Here is a 22,780-nt window from a genome sequence, read left to right on the forward strand (position 1 = left end):
TGTCTTTTACTCAAAACTTTGTTCATCTTTTTTGAGCTTTTTTAGACTCAGACCCTTACTATATCAGGATTTCATCGTTATTTACCTATAGCTCTAACGAAATTAATTAATTAAACTTATCAACCTAAGTACGGAAGACCCCAATAATTTTGTTGAATGTATTGTTGCTTAGTGGGGTGGTGCGTTAGCGATAGCGTAACGCACCCTACAAATGTCAAACAAACAATTCTGGGACTCTACTTTTTAATTCGGCGTTTAATCTGGGTAACTCTTCCCGCATTTTTAAATACCAGTCTCGACGTTGACGGTAATGTTGGGAAAGTAAGCGATTGTTTTTTACCCAATTGTATGCGTTTTGGGCAATGTTTTGTCGCCATTGGGTGTCGGAAATTAACTTTCTCAATTTGTCTTCAAATTCGGCGACAGAACGATAAATTAATCCGGTTTCTCCTTCAATAATTGAAGCTTCATAAACTGTTGGACTTGCTAAAACTGCTACTCCATGTCCGGCACATTCAATGAATTTGAGGTCGGATTTCATGCTGTTAAATCTGGTGGGGTTTAAGGGTAAGATGGCAATGTCACAAGTATGAAGAAGTTCTTGATACCGTTCGTAAGCACAGAAAGATTCAAATTTTTTGTGTGGTGTTTCTAAGGCATCAAAAAACTTTTGATCGTAGATGACTTGTACGCGAATACGATCGCCAAATTGCCCCAACACCCCATTGATCGCAGGCATAATTTCCGCCCAATCTTCTTCCCGATTCAAAGCACCAAAAAACAAAGTAACTGGCGCATCTACTTCATAATTTATGGCTGGCGGTAGATAAGCTAATTGATTCTGAAAAACCCCTACATTCGGATTTATTCCGCGCAAAAACTCTGCCAAAGGTTCGGTAGAAGTTTGTACACAATGACAAGCTTTGTAACTGAAAAATTGATTCTCTCCATGAACAGGCCAACGTAGCGGATCGTCGTCGATTTCTGCAACAATTAAGTATCCTCGGCGCAGCAATTCTTGCAATTTGGGAACATCAGTTGGACTTTGTAAATATGCTCTTTGCCAAATAAAAACTTTATCTTCTTCTGGTTTACCAGCGCCCAGATTAGCTGTTTTTACTGTAGCTAATGTTCGCACTCCGGGAATTGTAGCACTTAATTGGTCTGGTTCTAAAACTCGGACGCGATCGCACGCCAAAGGAGCCATTAAAATAGTTTGAATTAGCAAAGGTTTAGATGCAATCGGAGTTTTAGTGCTTCGCACTACATATTGTAAAGCTCCTGTTCTCTGAGCAAAATCGGTTGATTCCAAACCCAAACTATTAATAACTGGAGCCATTATTTGCTGGAACTTCTGAAAACTTTCCCCTTGTTGTCCTCTAGGTTGCACATCGTAAATTTGCAATCCCACATCAGCAAATAATTGCTTAATTGTATCCAAAGCAAAAAATCGTAAGTGAGTTTTATCTAACAAACCTTCATCTTCATAAGCCCAATTTCCGCGCAATAATCTTAGGATTAAACTCCAATGTTGTACGTTAGGAATACAAGCTAAAACTTGACCATCTGCTTTCAACCATTTTAAATGATTGCCCAGCACTGCCCAAGGATTAACCAGATGTTCTAACACATCGCCGTACACCAAACAATCTGCTATACCTTCGCCAATTTCATCGGCTATATTTAAGTTTTCTACACTTCCTATGATTACACGATCTAATCTTGTCGCTGCAATTTTCGCCGCCGTTTCATTTAACTCAATGCCAATATATTTACAATGAGGATTAATTCTTTTATACTGTTCTCCTAAAGCTCCTGCCCCACAACCAACTTCTATAATTACTTTGGCATCAGCTGGCAAAAGTCGGAGTAAATCAGGGTTAGCTCGATTGTAATAATCAGGTATGGATGCAGAACTAACAATTGTTGGTTGAATAGCTAAATTTGATGGCGCACTAACTTTAATTTCCTCAACTGCACTTTTGTTCCCTTGTTCCTCTGCGGGGATTTTTAACAATTTTTGAGTCCAAGCATTGCCGTAATGTTCAACTTCTAAAAAGTTCGCCTGTTGCGGAATAGATTTATAAATGCGAAAAGTCCGCATGATTCCCAGAGTAGCCGCACTTTCTAAAGGGCTAAAGAAACTGGAATCGCGATCGAGAAAATGCGGTTGCTGTACCCAATAATTCATTTGGGGGACATTGAGAAAATAACAACCAGAATGCGGGTTAGTAGCACGGCGAAAAATCACAGGTTGTCCCAGAATTTGCGCCTGCAATTCCGGTTGGTCTGACAAATTTTGAAAATTAGCAGTTAGCAATGGTGACAAATTACCATCTATGTAAATCTTTTTGCTGTTTCCTGGGGGAGAAAGTTCGTAACGATTTGGTTGGAGTAAGGCATTATCTCCCACTTGTTTGTTAAACCAATTAAGTTTGACAAATAACCAAGGGTCATGCAAAATTATGTCGTCTTCTAAAAAGCAAAAATAATCATAAGCACCAAGGCAATCACGCAGTAATGCTTGACACTCAAAACCAAGTAACATCGGTTCCGCATTGGTGCGGTAATGTTTGTATAAGTCGGCAGGTAAGGAAAGTTGGTCGAGGAGGTGCTGATTTTTAGTAGTACAAATCACAATATCTATGTTGTTTACTTGGGATTGATTCGCTGGTTTTGCTGCACCTTGAGCAATATCAAAGCTAGCTTGTGATTTACCAAACAATTTGTGTAGAGAAGAGATACAAGCGGTAAGTGCTTGTATCCGAGGTTGAGGATCTTTACCCTGTGAACCGTACCGACTGCCATCGCTAGGTTGGAAAAAGTGGGAAATCGTAAACAGAATTCGCATGAAATTTTGTTAAGTTCGTTTGAAGCCTGGATAATTGCAAATAAATTGTAAAGAATTTTCCGCTAAATTTGGCAATTATCCAAAATCAAGATGTCCTGTGGAAAGTTTAGCGAAATCCTAGAATGGGATCGGATAGGGGCTTGGTTTAACTTGCTGCGGGCTGTAACTTGGCAAAAAATTGTTAAAAATTTACTTACCGAGTCGCAGGTAGTCGAGTTAGGATCGTATAAAGGTGAGAGTAACGTAGTGATCGCAGCCGTTTTACCTGCAAAAGAGCTCAAACCAAGGCATCTGCTAAGTTTGATTCAGACTGTGTAGACTTAGTTCTTGTGGATGCTACCCACATGATGAATCTGTCAAAGCCGATTTGCTTAACTGGTATCCCAAAATCAATTTGGGCAGATTTCTGGATCTGCGATCGCGATCGATTAGCACGATCGGGAGTTTTCGCTGTTAAAAGGGTTGGTAAGGAGGGTACTTTAATAGCAAAATCATTTATGGATACACTAACAGCCAAGGAAAAAGTATAACTCGGAAATGATGACAACACTATTTAAAGCAGGCGAGGAAAAAATTCAACCTACAGAGATGCTGGAAATGATGACTCGTTACCAGCTAATGCCGCAATTTTTGCGAGGGTTGATTATCGATAGAGCGATCGCAGACATTCCATATACTGAGGAAGAAATGCTCTCAGCAGTTTCTCAAATTGAAGCTCAGTATCAACTCAATACCCCAGAAGCTAAAGCAGCTTGGCTGCAAAACCAAGGAATCACAGATGAACAGTTAAAAGAATTATCAGTGCGCCCCCTGCGAGTGGAAAAATTCAAACAAGCCAATTGGGGAAACAAGGTAGAAAATTATTTTCTCACCCGCAAGCCCTATCTCGACCAAGTAGTTTACTCCCTGATTCGGACTAAAGATTTGGGTTTGGCAAACGAAATTTATTTCCGCATTCAAGAAGGCGAACAATCCTTTGCGGAATTAGCGGAAAAATACTCCCAAGGGCCTGAAGCTAAAACTGGAGGCTTGCTGGGGCCAGTTCCTATTAAACAACCCCATCCCCTGATCGGTCAATTACTAGCCGTCAGCCAACCCGGTCAACTTTGGCCGCCTAGAGCTTTGGCAGAATGGTTTGTGATTATTAGACTAGAAAAAAATATGCCTGCCCAACTCGACGATGCGATGCGTCGCCGCTTAGTAGACGAGATGTTTGAGAACTGGCTTGGGGAACAAATTCAAGAAATGGGGGGGTTGCAAGTAGTAGATAATCACAAGGAAACAGGAGAAACAGAAGAAAATCAAGAAATTTCAGACGATCCAAACCCCAGTTCCCCTAACTAGTGAGGCATAAAAGTCATAGTAGGGGCGAAGCATTTCGGTACATATATTTGGCGATAACCAACAAATTATTGCCGGAATGCGATAGCCCCTACAAATCAAAAACAACAGTTTGTGACCGCGCCGAGTATAACTCAAAAGGCAAAACTTTCTTGCCGCCTTCTGCCTTTCCTGAATCAAATATGCCGCTTTAGGCAAATAGACCCATGAGTGCATAATATTAGCAAAAAAACCCAATCAAAAATCTAAAACCGAAAATCTAAAATTCATACCATGACCCAAGCAGTTTCTCGATCGCAAATTCAAACATTTCTCGCCCAGACAGAACCGTTTAATCAACTGTCCCAAACCAGATTACAAAACCTATCTGCCGAATGCCAATTATTGCGGTATCGCATTGGGCAACCAATTATACAAAAAGAAGTACCAGCTACTCAAGTAGCAATAGTTTACATGGGACAAGTGCGGGTGTTAGCCTATGACCAACGGGTTCAAACCCCCGTCAGCTTGTACATGGCAGGGCCAGGGAAAGTGCTAGGTTGGGCGGCACTAGTGCGAGGGGAAGGATGTGAGACAGCGATCGCATCAGACGAAGTGATCTGCATCACCATTCCCAGTTCAGTATTTTCATCCTTCATCAATCAAGAACCAATCCTGCGCCAAGCTTATCGCGAACAACCAAGCATCAGCGAAGTATTTGAACTGCTAAGTTTAGAATTACAACGTCGGGCGATAGCCACAGTAAACCTGAAAGAACTTACCGCAGAAGTTTTTCCCCACGCCAAAGTTGTCAACCTCCCCAACGGTCAAGCTACCTTGCCAGAGTTCGATCGCGATATGTTGTGGATGGTTAGCAGTGGCATGATAGGCGCATTCTCCAACGGTAGCCGTTTTCCCATCCAGGAAGTAGGCAGTTGGGTACCCGTCAAAGGCAAACAAGGCGGTAGGTTATTGGGAGTACCCATTTCTGCCTTACCACAGGCAGCAAAAACAACACAAATAATAGAAGCAGCCAGAGAAACACAGACAGAGGCACAACCAACAGATTCCCACTCACCAGCTACCAGTCCCCACTCACCCTACGATCAAATCCCCTACGCCTCGGAAACACCCGCCAAAACTGAACCAGTCATAGTCTCAGAACGTCCCTTTCAATTTTTTAAAGGACGTGGCCCAGTGGAAGCGCCCTTAGCTTGCTTTAAAATGCTAGCTAAGTATTTGGGCGTGACTTTCCGGCGAGACATCATCCATAAAATTATTGATAACCAAAATAAAACCAAAGGCGGACTAACACTCATGACCTGTGGTGGTATAGCCGAAATGATGGGCATTAGCGCCCAGTTAGTTCAAGTCCAAGCCGCCGCCGTTCCCAGGTTAAGAGCACCAGCATTGATTCAATGGCAAGATAGCTTTGCCATACTCTACAAAATTAGTGAAAAAGAATTGGTGCTGGCAGTTCCCGAAGCAGGAATCCGCCGCCGCACTCCCAGAGAATTTGCCGAAACTTGGGGCGCAGAAGGACAAGTATTATTACTACAATCCCGTCCCGAAGGACAAAGGGAAAAATTCAGTCTGCGCTGGTTTTTACCTGCAATTAAAAAACATAAAAAAGTCCTGATAGAAGTATTTATCGCTTCTTTCTTGGTACAACTGTTTGCTTTGGCGAATCCTTTAGCCACTCAGGTAATTATTGACCAAGTAATTAAGGATCGCAGCGATAGCATTCTGCATAGTGTGGGGTTATTGCTGTTAGTCGTGGCAGTTTTTGAAGCATTACTGACATATATCAGGACGACTTTATTTGTTGATACTACCAACCGAATTGATATAAGTTTGGGTTCAGAAGTAATTGACCACATGTTGAAATTACCTCTGCACTACTTTGATAACCGTCGGGTAGGGGAACTAGCCGGACGGGTAAACGAGTTGGAAAATATTCGACAATTCTTAACAGGAACGGCGTTAACTGTGGTGTTAGATGCGCTGTTCTCAGTGTTTTACATTGCCTTCATGTTGGTGTACAGCGTACCACTGACTTTGGTAGCTTTATCAACAATTCCGTTATTTGCCATTTTGACTTTAACAGTTGCACCGATCGTCCAACGTCAATTACGCACCAAAGCCGAACGCCACGCCGACACTCAATCATATTTAGTGGAAGTGTTATCGGGGATTCAAACCGTTAAAGCCCAAACAATTGAGTTAAAATCCCGGTGGAATTGGCAAGAAAAATACGCCCGTTATGTGTCAGCAGGGTTTAAAACCGTATTAACTTTTAGTACCGCCAGTTCTCTTTCTGGCTTCTTTAATAAATTGTCTGGGTTATTGCTGTTGTGGGTAGGTGCTGCGATGGTAATTGCTAACCCACCGCAATTGACTTTAGGACAATTGATCGCTTTCCGCATCATTGCAGGGTATGTCACCAGTCCTTTGTTACGTTTAGTGCAGTTGTGGCAAAACTTCCAAGAAACAGCCTTGTCTATTGAACGACTCAGCGACATCTTGGATGCTCATCCCGAAGCGGATGAATCTAACACTACTAATATTGCCATGCCACCAATTCAAGGCGGTGTCACCTACGATAATTTGTCGTTCCGGTTTAATCCTAATGGCCCATTGCAACTGGTGAATGTTAATTTAGATTTTGAACCAGGAACTTTTGTGGGCATTGTGGGTCAAAGTGGTTCCGGTAAGAGCACTTTGATGAAATTGCTGCAACGGCTGTATGAGCCAACAGCGGGCAGAATTCTGGTAGATGGTTACGATATTGCTAAAGTGGAGTTGTATTCCTTACGTCGTCAGATAGGGATGGTGTTGCAGGATACGTTGTTGTTTAATGGCACAATCCGGGAAAACATTTGTTTAACTAACCCAGAAGCAACGGATGAGGAAATTATCGAAGCAGCTAAAATTGCTGTTGCCCATGATTTTATTATGTCTTTGTCTAATGGGTATAACACAGTAGTCGGTGAACGGGGTTCCTCGCTTTCCGGGGGACAAAGACAAAGGTTAGCTATAGCACGGACTGTGTTGCAAAACCCCAGAATGCTAATTCTGGACGAAGCTACCAGCGCCCTCGACTACCACTCGGAACGCTTAGTTTGTGAAAACTTAAAAACGGCATTTAAAGATCGCACAGTCTTCTTTATTACTCACCGCTTGAGTACTGTCAGAAGTGCAGATTTAATACTCATGATGGATCAAGGTGCAGTTGCTGAACAGGGAACTCACAAAGAACTGATGGCGCTGAAAGGACGTTACTATTGCCTCTACCAGCAACAGGAATCAGAAATAATGTAAGTCGAATGTCATTAGTCATTCGTTATTACCAAGAACCAATGACTAATGACAAGTGACAAATGACTATCAAAAAATTCCAAATCTAAAATTTAAAATTCACAAGGAGACTAATAGCAAATGACCAATAAACAAACAACCGAACATCATGGCAACGGTAATGGCAATGGCAATGGTAATGGCAATGGTAATGGTAATGGTAATGGGAATGGTAATGGCAAGCATAATGTTGCTACTCAAGTGAAGGAAATGGAGACAGTTTGGGAACCGAAAGCACAACCAATAATTAGAACTCCTTTACCTTTTCGCCCAGATGACCAACCTGTTATTTTAGAAAGACCATCTTGGTGGTCACACGCTTTTGTGTGGATGATTATTGGTGTGACTGGTGCGGGTTTATTGTGGGCTGGTTTTGCACCGCTGGATCAAAGTGTGCCAGCACAGGGTAAGTTGGAAGCAGAGGGAGCAGCTAAAGAATTACGTGCGCCTAATGGTGGGGTAGTTAGAGAGATTTTGGTTAAAGATGGCGATCGCGTCACAAAAGGTCAAGTATTATTAGTACTGGACTCCTTAGCACCCAAAGCCGACTTAGATGCCCTACTCAGACAACGGGAAATGTTGCTCCGGGAAAATCAGTTTTACAATGGACAATTTAATGGACAATTAGCTAGCTCGAATATCACCAACTCTAGCTCCGAATTCCAAGAATTATTAAAGTCAAAAGCAGCTTTGCTATCAGAAAATGAATACCTCACAGCATTGGCAAATGGCAGAGGTACACCAACAAGAGCCAACGGTGATGCGTTTTCCACTAACCAACAAGAACTTTTAGCAGCTAGTCGCGCTGAATCTCAATCTCGTGAGGAAGCAGCTAGATTGCAAATTCAAGGATTACAAGCACAATTAGCTCAGGTGCAAACTCAATTGAATGCAGCCCAGTCACAAATTCCTAAGCTTAATGAGCAAATCCAAACTTCGAGAGAGCGGGTACAGGCGGCGCAAAGGCAATTAGCAACGGCTCAACAGCAGTTACCAAATGCAGAAAATCGGGTGAAAAATGCTAGGGAGTTGTTGGCTTCAGATGAAGCATTAATGGAAAAAATTAGACCTGTGGTACAGTCGGGGGCTTTGTCGGATTTGCAAGGTAGACGGCAAATGCAACAGATATTAACTCGCAAAAATGAAGTAGTAAGTAGTGAAGCGGAAGTGCTATCACGCAAGGATCAAATTGATAGCATTTCTGGGGAAATTGCTGAGCGGCAAAATGAAATTACCCTGCGGGAAACTGAATTAATGAGAACGGAGGCGGAAGCTAAGCGTTTGAGAGAAGAGCAACAACGCATAAATGCAGAAATTGACAGAGCGAACAAACAATGGCAAAATGCTGTTGCTTTTTCCGAAAAAGACGTGCGGACAAAAATTGCTGACAACCACAAACGAATCGCAGAAATTGATAGTCAGTTAGCTAGATTACGCTTGGAAAATAAGAAAAAGCTAGATGAAATTGAGGCACAAGTTGCTAAGGCAAGACAAGCTGTAGAATTCCAAGAAATTAAAGCACCTGTGGATGGTGTAGTATTTAATTTGAAACCCACAGGCCCCGGATATGTGGTGCGACAAATAGACACGGAACCTGTGCTGTCAATTGTTCCTGACGATCAATTGGTGGCAAAAGTTTACCTCACAAACCGGGATATCGGACAGGTTGTTGATAGATTGACTAAGGAGAAAGATGGTTTAACAGTAGAGGTGAATGTGGAGTCTCTCCCATCTACTGAATTTGGTACTTTGCAAGGGAAATTGACTTCTGCTTCTCTGGGATCAGATGTTTTACCACCTACTCAAGAACGTCCTTTCTATTCATTCCCTGCCACAATTAAGTTAACAAATCAAATGTTAAAAATTAATGGCAAGGAATTTCGCGTCCAGTCCGGTATGGCGGTGAATGCTAGCATTAAGGTGCGGAAGAGAACTTTACTGTCTATCTTTACTGAGTTGTTCCAAAAACAAGTTGATAATTTGGAAACTGTGCGTTAAAGGTTATGGGGGAGATGCGATCGCACAATCTCTGCCGCTGTATTTCTTTAGATTATGGAATTTAATCATCAGTGGACTATAGTTAAACTTTGCTCCGCTGATGATTCTTTGTTTAGTTACAAGTTTGATTACCAGATTAGTTAACTCTTTTAAGTGTAAAATGGTTAATTAATCGAATTAAGGTTGCTGAAAATGACAGAAAATATCCGTAAGTATTGGAAGATATGGATGCTAGGGATATTTCCATTAGCATATTGTCTCCTAGCTTTTTTACCAATACCTCAAGGAATACAAATAGGGCTAGATCCATCTTGGCGATATGCTCTTAGTCGTGCCTCAGAAGATCAACTGATTTTTGGACGAGATATTGTATTTACTTATGGTCGGCTAGGATATTTAATTACTGGTGCGGCGACAAATTCCAACTTTTTTCATATACTATCTTTTAAAGTTTTAGTATACTTTGTATTATGGACTTTAGTAATTATAAAAATTTTTAAAGAACCCAGATTTTTGGGAAAACTCCTAATTATTTGCAGCCTGTTATCTGCATATTTATTTTCATATATATTTCTCCTCGATCCCAGCTATCAAATTTTATACATAATCATAATTATGCTGTCATTTTATGACAGTAAATCAATTAGACAGTGGTCTTGGGGATTAGGAATAGTTGCTAGTATTTGCCTGAGTATTAAGTTAAATTTAGGGGTAGTTGTACTAGGTTCTCTATTTTTCTTGCTCTTGGGTGATATTTATTTAAGTATAAAAGCAAAAAAACCAAATATTAATACTATATTATTGTCTTTTTTAGATTCAGCTTTAATCACTATTTCTGGACAATTTGTAATTGGCAAACCTGACTCTATAGAGGGAATAAAAAAAATAGTGATTTGTCTGTTGCTCTCAGCAATTAGCGGTATATTTACTTGGTGGTGTGTAAAGATTGGCAGTAAAGATTTAGAAAAAACTCAGGCAGTCAAGCTAAAAAACATCATATTAAATCCCAAAATTGCAGGCTGGTGCATATTTTATCTAGTCTACAGTTTGGCGTTAATATTTATGTTATTTTATTTTTCTCATCCATTAATAGACTATTTGAAGGGGAGTTTAGAAATTTCTTCTGGCTACTCTGAAGCAATGACTGTAGTCAGCCCTTTAAAAAGAGAACTCATAATTGGAATTTCTGAAGTTATTTTAGTGTTGACAGTTTTAATTTTAATAGCACGGGAAAGTTCTTTAGTTTTTTCTCTTTGTTTAGCATTTATTCTCTGGATGACTTTTAAACATGGGTTTATTCGTCAGGATGGGCATACTCTTTTCTTAATAAGTTCCACGCCTCTGATAGTTGCTATATCTCTTACTAAAGCTAAAAAAATTAGTACTATTAGAAAAGGGGCTGTAGTCTACATATATCTGTTGGTCATTATGCTGATATATGGCTTCACTTCCACACCTTTTGGACATAAAGAATTTGCTCAAGGTACTAATAGGCTTGCGGCGTTGAATCCCTCGCAGGTAGCTGGTAATGTGTTAGCTTTCGCTAACTTAGGCAAACTGCGAGAAGAAGTTGATGCAAGAAATCAGGTTAACTTGTCTAAAGTAGAACTACCAGAAAGTATAAGAAAGGTAGTAAAAAATCAAGAGATAGATATTATTCCTTGGGAAATATCTTTAGTAGAAGCTAACCAACTTAATTGGAAACCAAGACCTGTATTTCAGTCCTATAATGCTTATACGACCTATCTCGATAACTTAAATTGGAACAGCTTATCAAGAAATCCCAGAGACTACATTTTTTATAATTTTGAAAGTATTGATAAGAGGCATCCTTTTTTTGACGAACCGAAAAGTTTTTTCTATGTTTTTTGTAATTACAAACCAGCGGATAATGTTCCTCAATTGATAGATCTGCCGGGGTTATCAAAATTGATCGTATTGACCAAGCTGAATTCCAGTAGGTGTTCTCCAAGTACTCAAACAAAAAATTTATCGGTTCGTTGGAATAGCGATCGGAAAATAGAAGTGGGTGATGGACAGGTGGTTCGTTTAGCCGTTAAATTTAAACATTCTGTTTTTGGTAAAATTTATAAAACTTTTTATAGAAACCCACCTGTAATGCTCAGTGTAACTGATGAAAATGGGGGTAAGCGTAGTTATAGAATTGTGCCAGGAAATGCCCAAAATGGAATATTGATCGGTCACTTACCCAAAGATAGTAATGATGCTTTATTGTTTTTGAAAGGACAGCTACCTATTGCCATAACGTCAATCAAATTTACTACACTTAACTCTTTAGTGTATAAACCAGATATAGATCTAAGTTTTACTTCATATAATATTGCTGAGTATAAGCTAAAAAAAGCTAAGGATTTTCCAACTAATGTGGTTTTTGTGAATGACACTACTAAAGTGTATGGATTTATGGATAGTCCATCGACAATAAACACCAATTTGAGACTCAAGCGACGTACAAGTGTAGTAGCAAATGGATGGGCTATCTTGCCAGAGGGTTCGGCTCTCCCGACAAAGGTGCTACTATCTTATGGCAATGAAAATACTTTTTTTGCTAGTGCGCCTGTAAATTTGCCCAGTCCTGATGTAGCTAAGGCTTTCAAGTCAAGTCGGTATAGTCAAGTTAGATGGAGTGTGAGATTTTCAGCCAAATCTCTGCCAATGGGAGAATCAGTCATCAAAGCTTGGGTGTATGATTCTCAAAAAAATCAGGTTTTTCAGTTGATCGGTGAGCCAAAAATAGTAGTAGAGTATTGAGACAAATTGCTTTGAATGACTGGAAAGCGTTAGAGATGAATAAGCGTCCCGAAATATGGTATTTGACTGGTTTGATTTTAACAATCATCCCGGCTTTCTTAATAGGAATATTAATTTACCAAAATAGTGTCAATATTCCATTTTGGGATGATTGGGAGATTAGCTTATTGTTAAATAAAGTTTATCCTGAGTTCAGATTAACTTTTGAAGATCTAATTTCCCAGCAAAATGAAGCTAGATATGTGTTTCCCAGATTTATTTTTATAGGGTTGACTTATTTTAATAATTGGAACTGGGATATCACCCATCAAATGTGGGTTAGTGTAGTATTAGCTTGCCTAGTTTCAATTAATGTATTTCGATTAATTAAATGGACAATAGGTGAAAGTTTATTTCAGGTAATATTCCTGACGATTCTCTGTAATTTATTAATTTTTTCACCAGTACAATATGAAAATTGGTTATGGGGACATCAATTAATTGTATTCATGCCAATTGCCTGTGTTACCAGTTGTTTAGTAGCAATTTATTCAGGGATAAACAGGAAAGCTAAGTTAGTAATATGTCTGATTTTATGTACGGTTAGTACTTATTCTTTTGGTAATGGAATGTTGAGTTGGATACTTGTATTTCCGGCTTTGGCTATTTCAAAAAATTGGCGATCGCCAGATATTATTCCAGAAAAATGGTTGTATATTCCTTGGATTGCTACCTTTACAGCTAATATGGCTGTATATTTTTATAATTACCAAAAACCACCGGGGATGCCTGGTATTAGTTATGGTCTATTGCATCCAAATGAAGCATTACTATACTTACTCTCTTTTTTAGGAGCTCCTTTGGCTTGGGGAACAGTTAAGTATGATGGGAACGTTGCAGTTTTAATTAGAAATAATATTTGGATAGGAACGATATTAATAATTTTATTGTTGGGAGTTTTTAGCTATTTTATTAAGCAGCGAAAAGACCCGACGGTAATTTATAGGATGACAGGTTGGCTAACAATTGGTTTTTATTGTGTAACTAGTGGATTAATTACTTCTTTAGGTAGGTCAGGTTTCGGGTTAGATACTTCTATTGCTTTTAGATACATGACTTTCTCTGTGTATCTTCCTTTGGCTTTAATCAATCTGGTTGCGATCGTCTATGATGATGCCAGAACAAAAGGGTTTTTGCTCTCAAAAAGCAAAAGAATTGCTCAAGCCGGAATTTTGATATTATTAGCCGGGTTTTTCTACTTTTACATTATCACTGCGGAACTTACAATTCCACGAATGTATACGACTAGACTCGATCGCTTACAAGCCAAAGCCTGCTATATTTTTCTCAATGTAACACCGGAAGAAAAGTGCATTAAAGAAAAAGTTTACCCCAATTTTGAAGGGCTAAAAAAGAGAGCTAAATTAGTTGATTTTCTGGGAATAATAGATGCAAAATTTATTAATAGTAAGAGGATACAAGATATTCATGGAACAGATAAGGCGGCTAATCAAGCATGGGGATATGGGTGGTTTGAGCAAGTAAATAAGGTAGATAATAATAATTATTTTGCTCGAGGATGGGCAATTTTACCAGAAAAAAAAGAACCCGCAGATGCGGTAATCTTAACTTATGAAAAAAGTCCGGGCGAAGACATAATATTTGCTGTGTTTGATAAGAGGGTAGAAAGACCAGATGTGGTTAAAGCTGTGAAGACAACTACTTATTTGATGTCTGGCTGGCAAAAAACTTTTCTGGCTAGTAGATTGCCAAAAGGGTTAGTGAAAATAAATGCCTGGGCATTTGACACTGAGAAAGCAAAAGCTTATAAAGTAGGTGGCACTCATCTGGTGAAAAATTAACTAGGCTGAAAATCAAGATGGCAGTTAGCTTTAGTATTAATCTAGCTATCTTGACCAAGTTATTCCTAAATTTAGCTTAAAGCCAAATACTTAAATTAAGATATGTGGACGCTGTTGGTTTAATCGCTGCTTTAGGTAATCAGCTAGCATTAAAAAGTTTTTATGAAGATGGAAAGTTAGATATTGTCAATGCGACAAGAAACAAAGTATACTTGATGGCTGGATGGGAAAAATCATTCCCGGCCAATAAATTACCAAAAGGCTTGGTAAATATTGAAGCTACGGCTTTTAATGGTGAAACAGGAAAAGCTTTTCCTCTAGGTAGTCAACAAATTAACAATGTATGAAAACTACTGCTACTGAAATACCTGATGTATTGCTGATTGAACCAAAAGTTTTTGGAGATAGCCGAGGTTTTTTCTTTGAAAGTTTCAACCAGCAGGCTTTTTCCGAAAAAACTGGTGTAGAAGTTAATTTCGTCCAAGATAATCACTCGCGTTCTAGTAAAAATGTGCTGCGGGGTTTGCATTATCAAATTGAACAAGCACAGGGAAAATTAGTCCGGGTAGTGTCGGGCGAAATTTTTGATGTGGCGGTGGATGTTAGAAAAAATTCACCGACTTTTGGACAATGGGTGGGTTATTTGTTAAGTGCGGAAAACAAGCAGCAGTTGTGGATTCCGGCTGGTTTTGCTCATGGTTTTTTGGTAGTCTCAGAAACAGCGGAAGTTTTATACAAAGCTACCGATTATTATGCACCACAGCATGAAAGGTCTATTTTATGGAACGATCCAGATTTAGCGATCGCATGGCCTCTAGATTCTGAACCGATTTTATCTGCAAAAGACATAGCTGGCAAACCCTTTAAAGACGCAGAAGTATACCCATGAAACGTATTTTAGTCACTGGAGTTAACGGTCAATTAGGAGAAGAATTAAGCGGTATTCTTCCCACTATTGGCGAAGTTATCGGAGTCGGAAGGGCAGAATTAGATTTAACTCAACCAGAGGCGATTCGTCAGGTAATTAATGAAGCGAAACCTGATGTAATAGTGAATTCTGCGGCATACACCGCTGTTGATAAAGCTGAAAGTGAACCAGAATTAGCGAATGCGATTAATGCGATCGCGCCTGGTATCATAGCAGAAGAATGTGAAAAGTTAGCAATTCCCTTAATTCACGTTTCCACTGATTACGTTTTTGATGGTAGCAAAGGTTCGCCTTATCAGGATACAGATCCAACTAATCCCTTGAGTGTTTACGGGAAAACTAAACTCGCTGGGGAAATCGCCATTCAAAACAGTTGCCAAAATTATATTATTGTGCGAACTGCTTGGGTTTATGGCGTAGGTGGCAAAGGTAACTTTGTCAAAACTATGCTGAGATTAGGGAAAGATAGACCAGAAATTCGGGTAGTTGCAGATCAAATTGGTAGTCCAACTTATACGTTAGATTTAGCCAATGCAATCACTCAATTAATTACCCTGTTTCAGCCAGAAATTGCGGGAATATATAGCTATACAAATAGTGGCGTTGCTAGTTGGTATGACTTTGCAGTTGCTATATTTGAGGAAGCAAAACTATTAGGATGGGATTTGCAAATTCAGCGAGTAGTTCCGATTACTACACCTGAATATCCCACTCCCGCGACTCGTCCTGCATATTCGGTGCTTGCTGGTGAGAAAATATCAAAAGTATTGGGAACTTTTGCCCCTCACTGGCGGCAAGGATTGAGAAAAATGTTAACTGAACTATACGCTCAATAAATTATGAAAGCACTAATTCTGTCCGGTGGTAAAGGAACAAGACTTAGACCTCTCACTTACACAGGTGCAAAACAACTTGTTCCAGTGGCAAATAAACCAATTCTTTGGTATGGAATCGAAGGAATCGTAGCAGCGGGAATTACAGATATTGGGATTATTATTAGCCCGGAAACTGGGGAAGAGGTAAAAGCGAAGACGGGAAATGGCGATCGCTTTGGTGCTAACATTACTTATATTTTACAAGAGCAACCTGCTGGTTTAGCTCATGCGGTAAAAATTGCCCAGCCATTTTTAGGAGATTCACCCTTTATTATGTATTTGGGTGACAACTTAATTCAAAGTGAGTTAAATCTGTTTCTCGATCGGTTTAAAGATAAACAAACAGATGCTTTAATTTTGTTGCGACAAGTTCCTAATCCCACCGCTTTTGGGGTGGCGCAAGTTGATGAAAATGGGCGAGTTCTGCATTTAGTAGAAAAACCGAAAGTTCCGCCTTCTAATTTAGCATTGGTGGGAATCTACTTTTTTGCTAACACAATTCATGATGCGATCGCTAATATTCAACCCTCCGCCCGGGGCGAATTAGAAATTACCGATGCCATTCAATACTTAATTAGCCAACAGAAACAAGTCGAAGCTTGTCAATTAGAAGGTTGGTGGTTAGATACCGGGAAAAAAGACGATTTACTCGAAGCAAACCGGATTATTCTGGATACAACTTGCCTGACTGCATCTGTTTTGGGTGAAGTAGATGAGAAAAGTCAAGTAATTGGTAGAGTGCAAATTGGCGCTGGTACTAAATTAGTTAATTGTACCGTTCGGGGGCCTGTGACGATCGGCAGCGATTGTTATTTAGAAAATTGTTTTGTTGGCCCTTACAGCAGCATTGGCAATAATGTTAACCTAATCGATGTAGAAATCGACCATAGTGTAATTTTACAAGGTGCAAAAGTAATCGAAATTCATCAACGAATTGTTGATAGTGTAATTGGACAACGAGTGCAATTAGTTGCTGCACCACAACGTCCAAAAGCCTTAAGATTTATGATCGGTGATGACAGTCAAATTGAGTTGACATGATCTACCTTTTGGCAATTAACTATTATTCCAGCCAGTTAATTGCCAAGTTAATTAACTCAATTTCTCCTAACCAAGTTGTTGAATACCAAATTATTATTGTCAACAATTCTCCAGATGAGCAATCTATTCAGGATTTAAAAACTGACAAAGTTGTGATTCTGGAATCAGGAGAAAATCTGGGTTTTGGCAAAGCTTGTAACTTAGGATTAAATTGGATTTATCAGCAAAATCAAAAAGCGATCGTTTGGCTGATAAATCCAGATGCTTATTTATTACCCGAAGCATTAGAAAAAGTTCCAGCACTTTTCCAAAACCATCCCGAACTCTCTATTTTGGGTACAATTATTTACACCACAACTGGCGAAATTTGGTTTGCTGGCGGTGAATTTATCCCTAAGAATGGTGCGATTATTCCTAAAACAATTGACAATCAAAATTCAAATATTCCGTATTTAAAAACCGATTGGGTTAGCGGTTGTAGCTTATTAATTAATCTCCAAAAATTTCCTGTTTGTCCGCAATTTGATCCAGAATATTTTCTCTATTACGAAGACTTTGATTTTTGCCAACGCTATGCCAAACAAGGACATTTAATTGCCATTACTAATCAGATTGGTGTAGTTCATCAACCTTCAGCAATTACAGGCAAAAATGCGTTTTTAAAATTCCAGCATAGTACTTACAGCTATTTGCTGACTATGGAAAAATATACAAGTAAAATAGTCCTATTATTAAGATTGGTTCGTTTGCTTTTAAATGCGATATACTTAATTCCACTCAAACCAAAAGTCGCCTTGGGGAAATTGGTTGGAATATCGCTTTATTTAAGGAGAGTGTTTTAACTTGTCAACCGAACTACTAATAAACTTAGCATTTTTAATGGCTAAACCAACGGGGATTAGTACCTACGCCTTTAATCTTTTTCCCCATTTAAAACCCCTCAATCCGACTTTGTTATCTAGCCGAAATATCCCAGATTATAACTGTTATCCAGTACCGTCGAACTTAACACCGGAACAAGGAACCAAAGGTAACTTTTCCCGCATTTTATGGACAGAATTGCAACTGCCAAAAATTTATCATAAATTGCAAGCTAAACTATTATTTTCGCCTTTACCAGAAGCACCAATTTATGCTGGTTGTCGATATGTTGTGACAGTTCATGATTTAATTCCGTTGCGCTTTCCCAGACGATTTTCGCCTTTAACTAATTACTATCGTTATCTTTTACCTTTGGTATTACAACAAGCACAACATATTATTTGTGATTCTGTTTCCACTGCTAACGATGTAATGAAATTTTTCCAAATCCCAGAACGGAAAGTTACACCTGTTTTGTTAGCCTATAATGAAGCGCACTTTCGATTTTTAGATTTGCCAAAGCGCAATTATTTTTTATATATTGGTAGACATGACCCTTATAAAAATATTAACCGCTTAATTACAGCTTTTGCTAACTTACCTAATAAAAATGACTATGAATTGTGGATAGCTGGTTCTGTTGATGAACGCTTTACTCCCACATTGAAAGCAGCAGTAACCCAGTTAGGAATCAGTAATCAAGTCAAGTTTTTAGAATACGTTGCTTATAGTGAATTACCGACAATAATTAATCAAGCAATTGCCTTAGTTTTTCCAAGTCTTTGGGAAGGTTTTGGACTTCCGGTATTAGAAGCAATGGCTTGTGGAACTCCAGTAATTACTTCCAATGTTTCATCTTTACCAGAAGCAGCGGGGGATGCGGCGATTTTAGTTAATCCTTATAATGTGGGAGAAATTACGGAAGCAATGCAAAGTTTGGCGAATGATGAAAGTTTGCGGATGCGTTTGCGGGAAGCTGGTTTTTTGAGATGCAAGTTATTTAGTTGGGAGAAAACGGGAGAAGCTACGGCGGCGGTGTTGCGAAATTTTCTTTAAAATTATTATGGGTGGGTTGTTAATCGGTAAGATTGATATTATCAAGCATAGCTACTCTGATAAAGTGAACTGCCAAACATATTTAATATGCAAAAACAGACCTTTGATTTTGAGACGGCAACTATTTCTGTTGTCAAAAAAGGTGAAGAAATTACTCACGAAATAAAACGCAGTCGTCAACAAGCAGAATTTTTTACTGAAGACTTGGGGAATGGGGTAATTTTGGAAATGGTTGCGATTCCTGGTGGCACATTCCTGATGGGTTCGCCAACTGATGAACCAGAATCGTTAAATGATGAAAAGCCACAGCATTCCGTGACGATAAAACCCTTTTTTATGGGTAAGTTTCCGGTTACGCAAGCTCAATGGCAAACAGTCGCAGGTTTTCCCAAAGTCAAAGTCGATCTCGATCCTGACCCATCTGAATTCAAAGGTGCAAATCGTCCGGTAGAGCAAGTCTCCTGGTATCAAGCGGTGGAGTTTTGCGATCGACTGTCCCAGAAAACCGGGCGAAATTATCGGTTGCCCAGTGAGGCAGAGTGGGAATATGCCTGTCGTGCGGGAACTACAACGCCTTTTCATTTTGGCGAAACGATTATAACCGATTTAGCCAATTACGACGGCAACCATGTCTACGCTTCAGGTTCTCAGGGAATTTATCGAGATCAAACTATAGAAGTTGGCAGTTTTCCCGCTAATGCTTTTGGGCTTTACGATATGCACGGCAATGTTTGGGAATGGTGTGCTGACCATTGGCATGAAAATTATGAAGGCGCACCGTTAGATGGGAGTGTATGGTTAGTTAGTGCTGAAAGCTTATTTAGGCGGCTGCGGGGTGGTTCGTGGGTCAACAATCCTGGAAACTGCCGATCGGCTTGTCGCAACCACTTCCTTCCGGTCTACGATAACGACATCAATATCGGTTTTCGGATTGTCTGTGGTGCGGAGTGGACTTAGTACCCCTTTATACTTTTACCCTTTTCCCTCTTTTCTTTTCCCTGCGGGAAGCACTTAAAAAATTTTTTTGAACATAAAACCTTTTAGGCACAAGTTTACGATCCCCCATTATCCCCCTTACAAAGGGGGACTTTGAAGCTGATTTGAATCTTGAATCCGGTTCCCCCCTTGTGTTTTGGGGGGTTAGGGGGGATCTAATCTCTGGCAAAAATCAGAGAATTTGAATATATTTCCCCCCTTATTAAGGGGGGTTAGGGGGGATCAAACCCTCAATTTCCTCACACACCGCCTCAAAATTATTCAACACCTGATCGTTGGTAAATCTCACCACTTTTAACCCATATCCTTGTAATATTTGTGTTCTTTCACGGTCATATTCCTGACCTTCATCAGTAAAATGGCTTTCTCCATCAACTTCAATTACTAACTTCAATGCAGCGCAGTAAAAATCAACAATGAAGTTATCAATTGGTCGCTGACGCAAAACTCGAAATTTAAAGGTTCTGAGGTAATTTTGCCAAAGCTTTTTTCTGCGGGTGTTGAGTTTTTACGAAGTTCTTTTGCTCTTGCTATTAGTTGACGGTTGTAGGGTAGGTGAAAATCGGTGTTATTGAGGTTTTGGTGATGTGATGATGGCATTTGATCCCCCCTAGCCCCCCTTAATAAGGGGGGGACAGGAATTTTGTTTATATGTTGAGTGATTTACCTTAAAGTTTTTTATTGTCGCTATATTATAATGAATTTTTACGGTTTTTGTTGTGGTAAAGGCTGGTTTTTTTTATACCATTCAGAGAAGTTTTCGCCGCGAAATTGGAAGCGGAAAATTACTTTGCGATCGCTAGGATCATCTACTTTTTGTTTTGCTTCCATTTCGCCACGACCTGCTGCCATAACTTTTGTTCTTAATTGTGATTTTGTGGGAAAATTCAGTTCATTGGAAAAGATGAATTTAGCGACAGAGAGCGATCGCATTAAGCTAAGTTCCAAGTTGGTATCATCATCTCCTTTTGAGCTAGTATGCCCTTCAATAACCACTCTTGCAATTTCTTTTTCAAAGTCTTTTTTGGAAAAAATGACACGACTGTAAACTGGAATAAATCGTTTGAGAAATATCTTTCCTGCGGGTTTTAGTTCCGCGCTATTTTCATCAAAAAGAATCTTATCCTGAATGCTTACATCGCCCGTTTCTGGGTTAACCTTTACATTAATGTTATTGCCTTTCATTTGCTCAACAACTGTACCAACTACAACTCGACGCGGTTCTTCTTTGTCTTTTAGTTGGACAAGAACTGTAACGAATAAAAGGGCAAAAATCATTAATAATCCTGACATTAAATCGCCAATTGATAGCAAAACGCTCGATTCTTCTTCGTCTAACTCTGGTTGATGATTTAATTCATTTAAATTAAACATAATTAATGTGTACCGTTGTTATTTTTCTGATTGTCAAAAATTTCTAGATAACGGTTTTGAAATTCTTTAAGTAAATCTCGTTCTATTTGTGCTTGAGTTTGCAGAGATTGTTCTAGTTCTTCACGAATGCCTATAAAAGTATTAACTGTTTGTTTGGCAATTTTAGTCAGCGCATCACGTTGTACACGCATTGCTTCAGAAGTTTGTTCTCCTAATTGTTGAAGATTGTTATTCTGTTCGGTAAAAATTTCATGAATGTTGTTTTGAAATTCCTGAACTAATTGCTGTTGGATTTCCAAGTGAGTGTTGAGAGATTTTTCCAACTCTTCCCGAATTTCTATGAAAGTAGCGGATGTTTTTTCTACATTAGCTCCTAAATCAGTGGCAAATTGCTGAAGTTTACTCAGAGTTTCGACTTGAAAATGCTCAATGGTAACGATCGACTCTGATAAACTCCGAGAAATGCCCCCTAATTCATTTTTCAGATCCATAACAGCTGCCGAAGCTTGTTTTGTGAGATAGGCGCTATTACTTAATTCAGTAATAATTGGTTTAATTAACTGTTCTCGTTGTTCCTCGATTAAGTGTTTCAATATTTCTTGACCTTGATCTGCCTTAATTTCTCGTAATGCTGTTAGTTCGACTTGAATTTCTTGAAATACAGGTTTGATGACGTTTCCTACTTCTTGTCCGATCGCTTTCGGGCTAAGTTGGCGCTGAATTTCTATCAGTTCCGCAAATTTAGTTCCCATTGTTTCCGCAGCATTAGCAAGTGCTTGAGAAGCTTGCAAATTTGCTTCAGGATTCATTCTCTCAAGCAGTCGCATCGGTGTTTCTAATATGGTAATTCTGTCTAATTCTTTTTTCAGGTTATCTCGATACTTTTTACGCATCCACTCTAAACAAGCTAAGACTAGTGTGAAAATGCTGGAAGCTCCCAATCCCATTAGTGAGGTAGAAAAAGCTGTTTTCATTCCTTCAAGTAGTTGAACACTTGACTTTAGTAAGTGTCCGCTATTTTCACCAATATCGCTTAAAGAAATGCCACTTAATCCTACTTGAATGCCGTAAAAGGTTCCCAAAACTCCGATCGCAATCAGTAAGCTTTGAATAAAACGCAAAGAACTGCGAGAAACTGGCTTTTCTAGAATTCCTGGATACTGTAAAAGTACAAAGCACCCGGACTTTATTTGTGCTTGAAAAGTATCTTCTAGTTCTCTCCCGACTAGATGTTTACTCAACCAGTTAAATATTTTTATTCGCCTATCTTTAGGAATGTTCTTAACATCTAAGTTAACTGTTTCTCTGCTAATTCCTTTGTTTTTTACTTCTTTTAAATATGCGATCGCTTCCCCTGTAATACTAATTTTCAATTTCTTTATGTACGTTACAGTAGAATAAAACTCAATTAAACAGGCAAACATCAACAGCAGCAAAGTTACCCAATGAAAGATACTGTTCTGCCAAATTACTCCTAAAAAGTTGCTAATCACTGATATTCTCCTCAGTT

At 39.2% G+C, this 22,780-nt stretch carries 16 protein-coding genes and 1 pseudogene; 13 read left to right on the forward strand and 4 right to left on the reverse strand.

Going from position 1 to position 22,780, the window contains the following annotated elements:
- Positions 1-214: 214 nt before the first annotated feature.
- Entirely contained in the window at positions 215-2,851 is a 2,637-nt protein-coding gene (locus ACE1CC_RS34490) for a methyltransferase domain-containing protein (RefSeq protein ID WP_413274952.1), read from the reverse strand.
- A gap of 344 nt (positions 2,852-3,195) precedes the next feature.
- On the opposite strand from ACE1CC_RS34490, the gene ACE1CC_RS34495 reads away from it, so the two are divergent.
- From ACE1CC_RS34495 to ACE1CC_RS34555, 13 genes are all read left to right on the forward strand, one after another.
- Positions 3,196-3,381 carry a hypothetical protein gene (locus ACE1CC_RS34495; protein ID WP_413274953.1) on the forward strand — a complete coding sequence of 62 codons (186 nt, stop codon included), beginning with the start codon at positions 3,196-3,198 and terminating at the stop codon, positions 3,379-3,381.
- Between the two features lie 10 nt (positions 3,382-3,391).
- Positions 3,392-4,195, forward strand: coding sequence for a peptidylprolyl isomerase (locus ACE1CC_RS34500; RefSeq protein ID WP_413275026.1), 804 nt, complete (start codon positions 3,392-3,394; stop codon positions 4,193-4,195).
- Between the two features lie 270 nt (positions 4,196-4,465).
- Positions 4,466-7,492, forward strand: coding sequence for a peptidase domain-containing ABC transporter (locus tag ACE1CC_RS34505; RefSeq protein ID WP_413274954.1), 3,027 nt, complete (start codon positions 4,466-4,468; stop codon positions 7,490-7,492).
- Positions 7,493-7,609: 117 nt separating this feature from the next.
- Complete coding sequence (locus ACE1CC_RS34510; RefSeq protein ID WP_413274955.1) at positions 7,610-9,526, forward strand: HlyD family efflux transporter periplasmic adaptor subunit; 1,917 nt, start codon at positions 7,610-7,612, stop codon at positions 9,524-9,526.
- A gap of 192 nt (positions 9,527-9,718) precedes the next feature.
- Positions 9,719-12,298 (forward strand): hypothetical protein, encoded by a 2,580-nt coding sequence (locus ACE1CC_RS34515; protein WP_413274956.1) that lies wholly within the window; start codon positions 9,719-9,721, stop codon positions 12,296-12,298.
- An 11-nt stretch (positions 12,299-12,309) separates the two neighbouring features.
- Positions 12,310-14,139 (forward strand): hypothetical protein, encoded by a 1,830-nt coding sequence (locus ACE1CC_RS34520; protein WP_413274957.1) that lies wholly within the window; start codon positions 12,310-12,312, stop codon positions 14,137-14,139.
- A gap of 104 nt (positions 14,140-14,243) precedes the next feature.
- On the forward strand, positions 14,244-14,486 hold the full coding sequence (locus ACE1CC_RS34525; protein ID WP_413274958.1) for a hypothetical protein: 243 nt from the start codon (positions 14,244-14,246) through the stop codon (positions 14,484-14,486).
- Entirely contained in the window at positions 14,483-15,028 is a 546-nt protein-coding gene (rfbC, locus tag ACE1CC_RS34530; protein WP_413274959.1) for a dTDP-4-dehydrorhamnose 3,5-epimerase, read from the forward strand. Before ACE1CC_RS34525 ends, rfbC begins: the two co-directional genes overlap by 4 nt.
- Positions 15,025-15,903 carry a dTDP-4-dehydrorhamnose reductase gene (gene rfbD / locus ACE1CC_RS34535; RefSeq protein ID WP_413274960.1) on the forward strand — a complete coding sequence of 293 codons (879 nt, stop codon included), beginning with the start codon at positions 15,025-15,027 and terminating at the stop codon, positions 15,901-15,903. The genes rfbC and rfbD overlap by 4 nt, the downstream gene beginning before the upstream one ends.
- A gap of 3 nt (positions 15,904-15,906) precedes the next feature.
- Positions 15,907-16,983, forward strand: a complete 1,077-nt coding sequence (locus ACE1CC_RS34540; protein ID WP_413274961.1) for a glucose-1-phosphate thymidylyltransferase — start codon at positions 15,907-15,909, stop codon at positions 16,981-16,983.
- Complete coding sequence (locus ACE1CC_RS34545; RefSeq protein ID WP_413274962.1) at positions 16,980-17,825, forward strand: glycosyltransferase family 2 protein; 846 nt, start codon at positions 16,980-16,982, stop codon at positions 17,823-17,825. Before ACE1CC_RS34540 ends, ACE1CC_RS34545 begins: the two co-directional genes overlap by 4 nt.
- A 1-nt stretch (position 17,826) precedes the next feature.
- Positions 17,827-18,900, forward strand: coding sequence for a glycosyltransferase family 4 protein (locus ACE1CC_RS34550; protein WP_413274963.1), 1,074 nt, complete (start codon positions 17,827-17,829; stop codon positions 18,898-18,900).
- Between the two features lie 87 nt (positions 18,901-18,987).
- Positions 18,988-19,857: a formylglycine-generating enzyme family protein gene (locus ACE1CC_RS34555; RefSeq protein ID WP_413274964.1), complete on the forward strand. Its 870-nt coding sequence runs from the start codon at positions 18,988-18,990 to the stop codon at positions 19,855-19,857.
- Between the two features lie 241 nt (positions 19,858-20,098).
- Here the strand turns inward: ACE1CC_RS34555 and ACE1CC_RS37050 are convergent.
- The 3 genes and pseudogenes from ACE1CC_RS37050 to ACE1CC_RS34575 form a co-directional block, all read right to left on the reverse strand.
- Positions 20,099-20,496 (reverse strand): annotated as a pseudogene (locus ACE1CC_RS37050) (endonuclease domain-containing protein).
- Positions 20,497-20,601: 105 nt separating this feature from the next.
- On the reverse strand, positions 20,602-21,270 hold the full coding sequence (locus tag ACE1CC_RS34570) for an OmpA/MotB family protein (RefSeq protein ID WP_413274966.1): 669 nt from the start codon (positions 21,268-21,270) through the stop codon (positions 20,602-20,604).
- A 2-nt stretch (positions 21,271-21,272) separates the two neighbouring features.
- On the reverse strand, positions 21,273-22,763 hold the full coding sequence (locus tag ACE1CC_RS34575) for a hypothetical protein (protein WP_413274967.1): 1,491 nt from the start codon (positions 22,761-22,763) through the stop codon (positions 21,273-21,275).
- Between the last annotated feature and the right edge of the window lie 17 nt (positions 22,764-22,780).

Origin of the sequence: Floridaenema aerugineum BLCC-F46, assembly GCF_041929345.1 — a bacterium.
GTDB lineage: Bacteria > Cyanobacteriota > Cyanobacteriia > Cyanobacteriales > Aerosakkonemataceae > Floridanema > Floridanema aerugineum.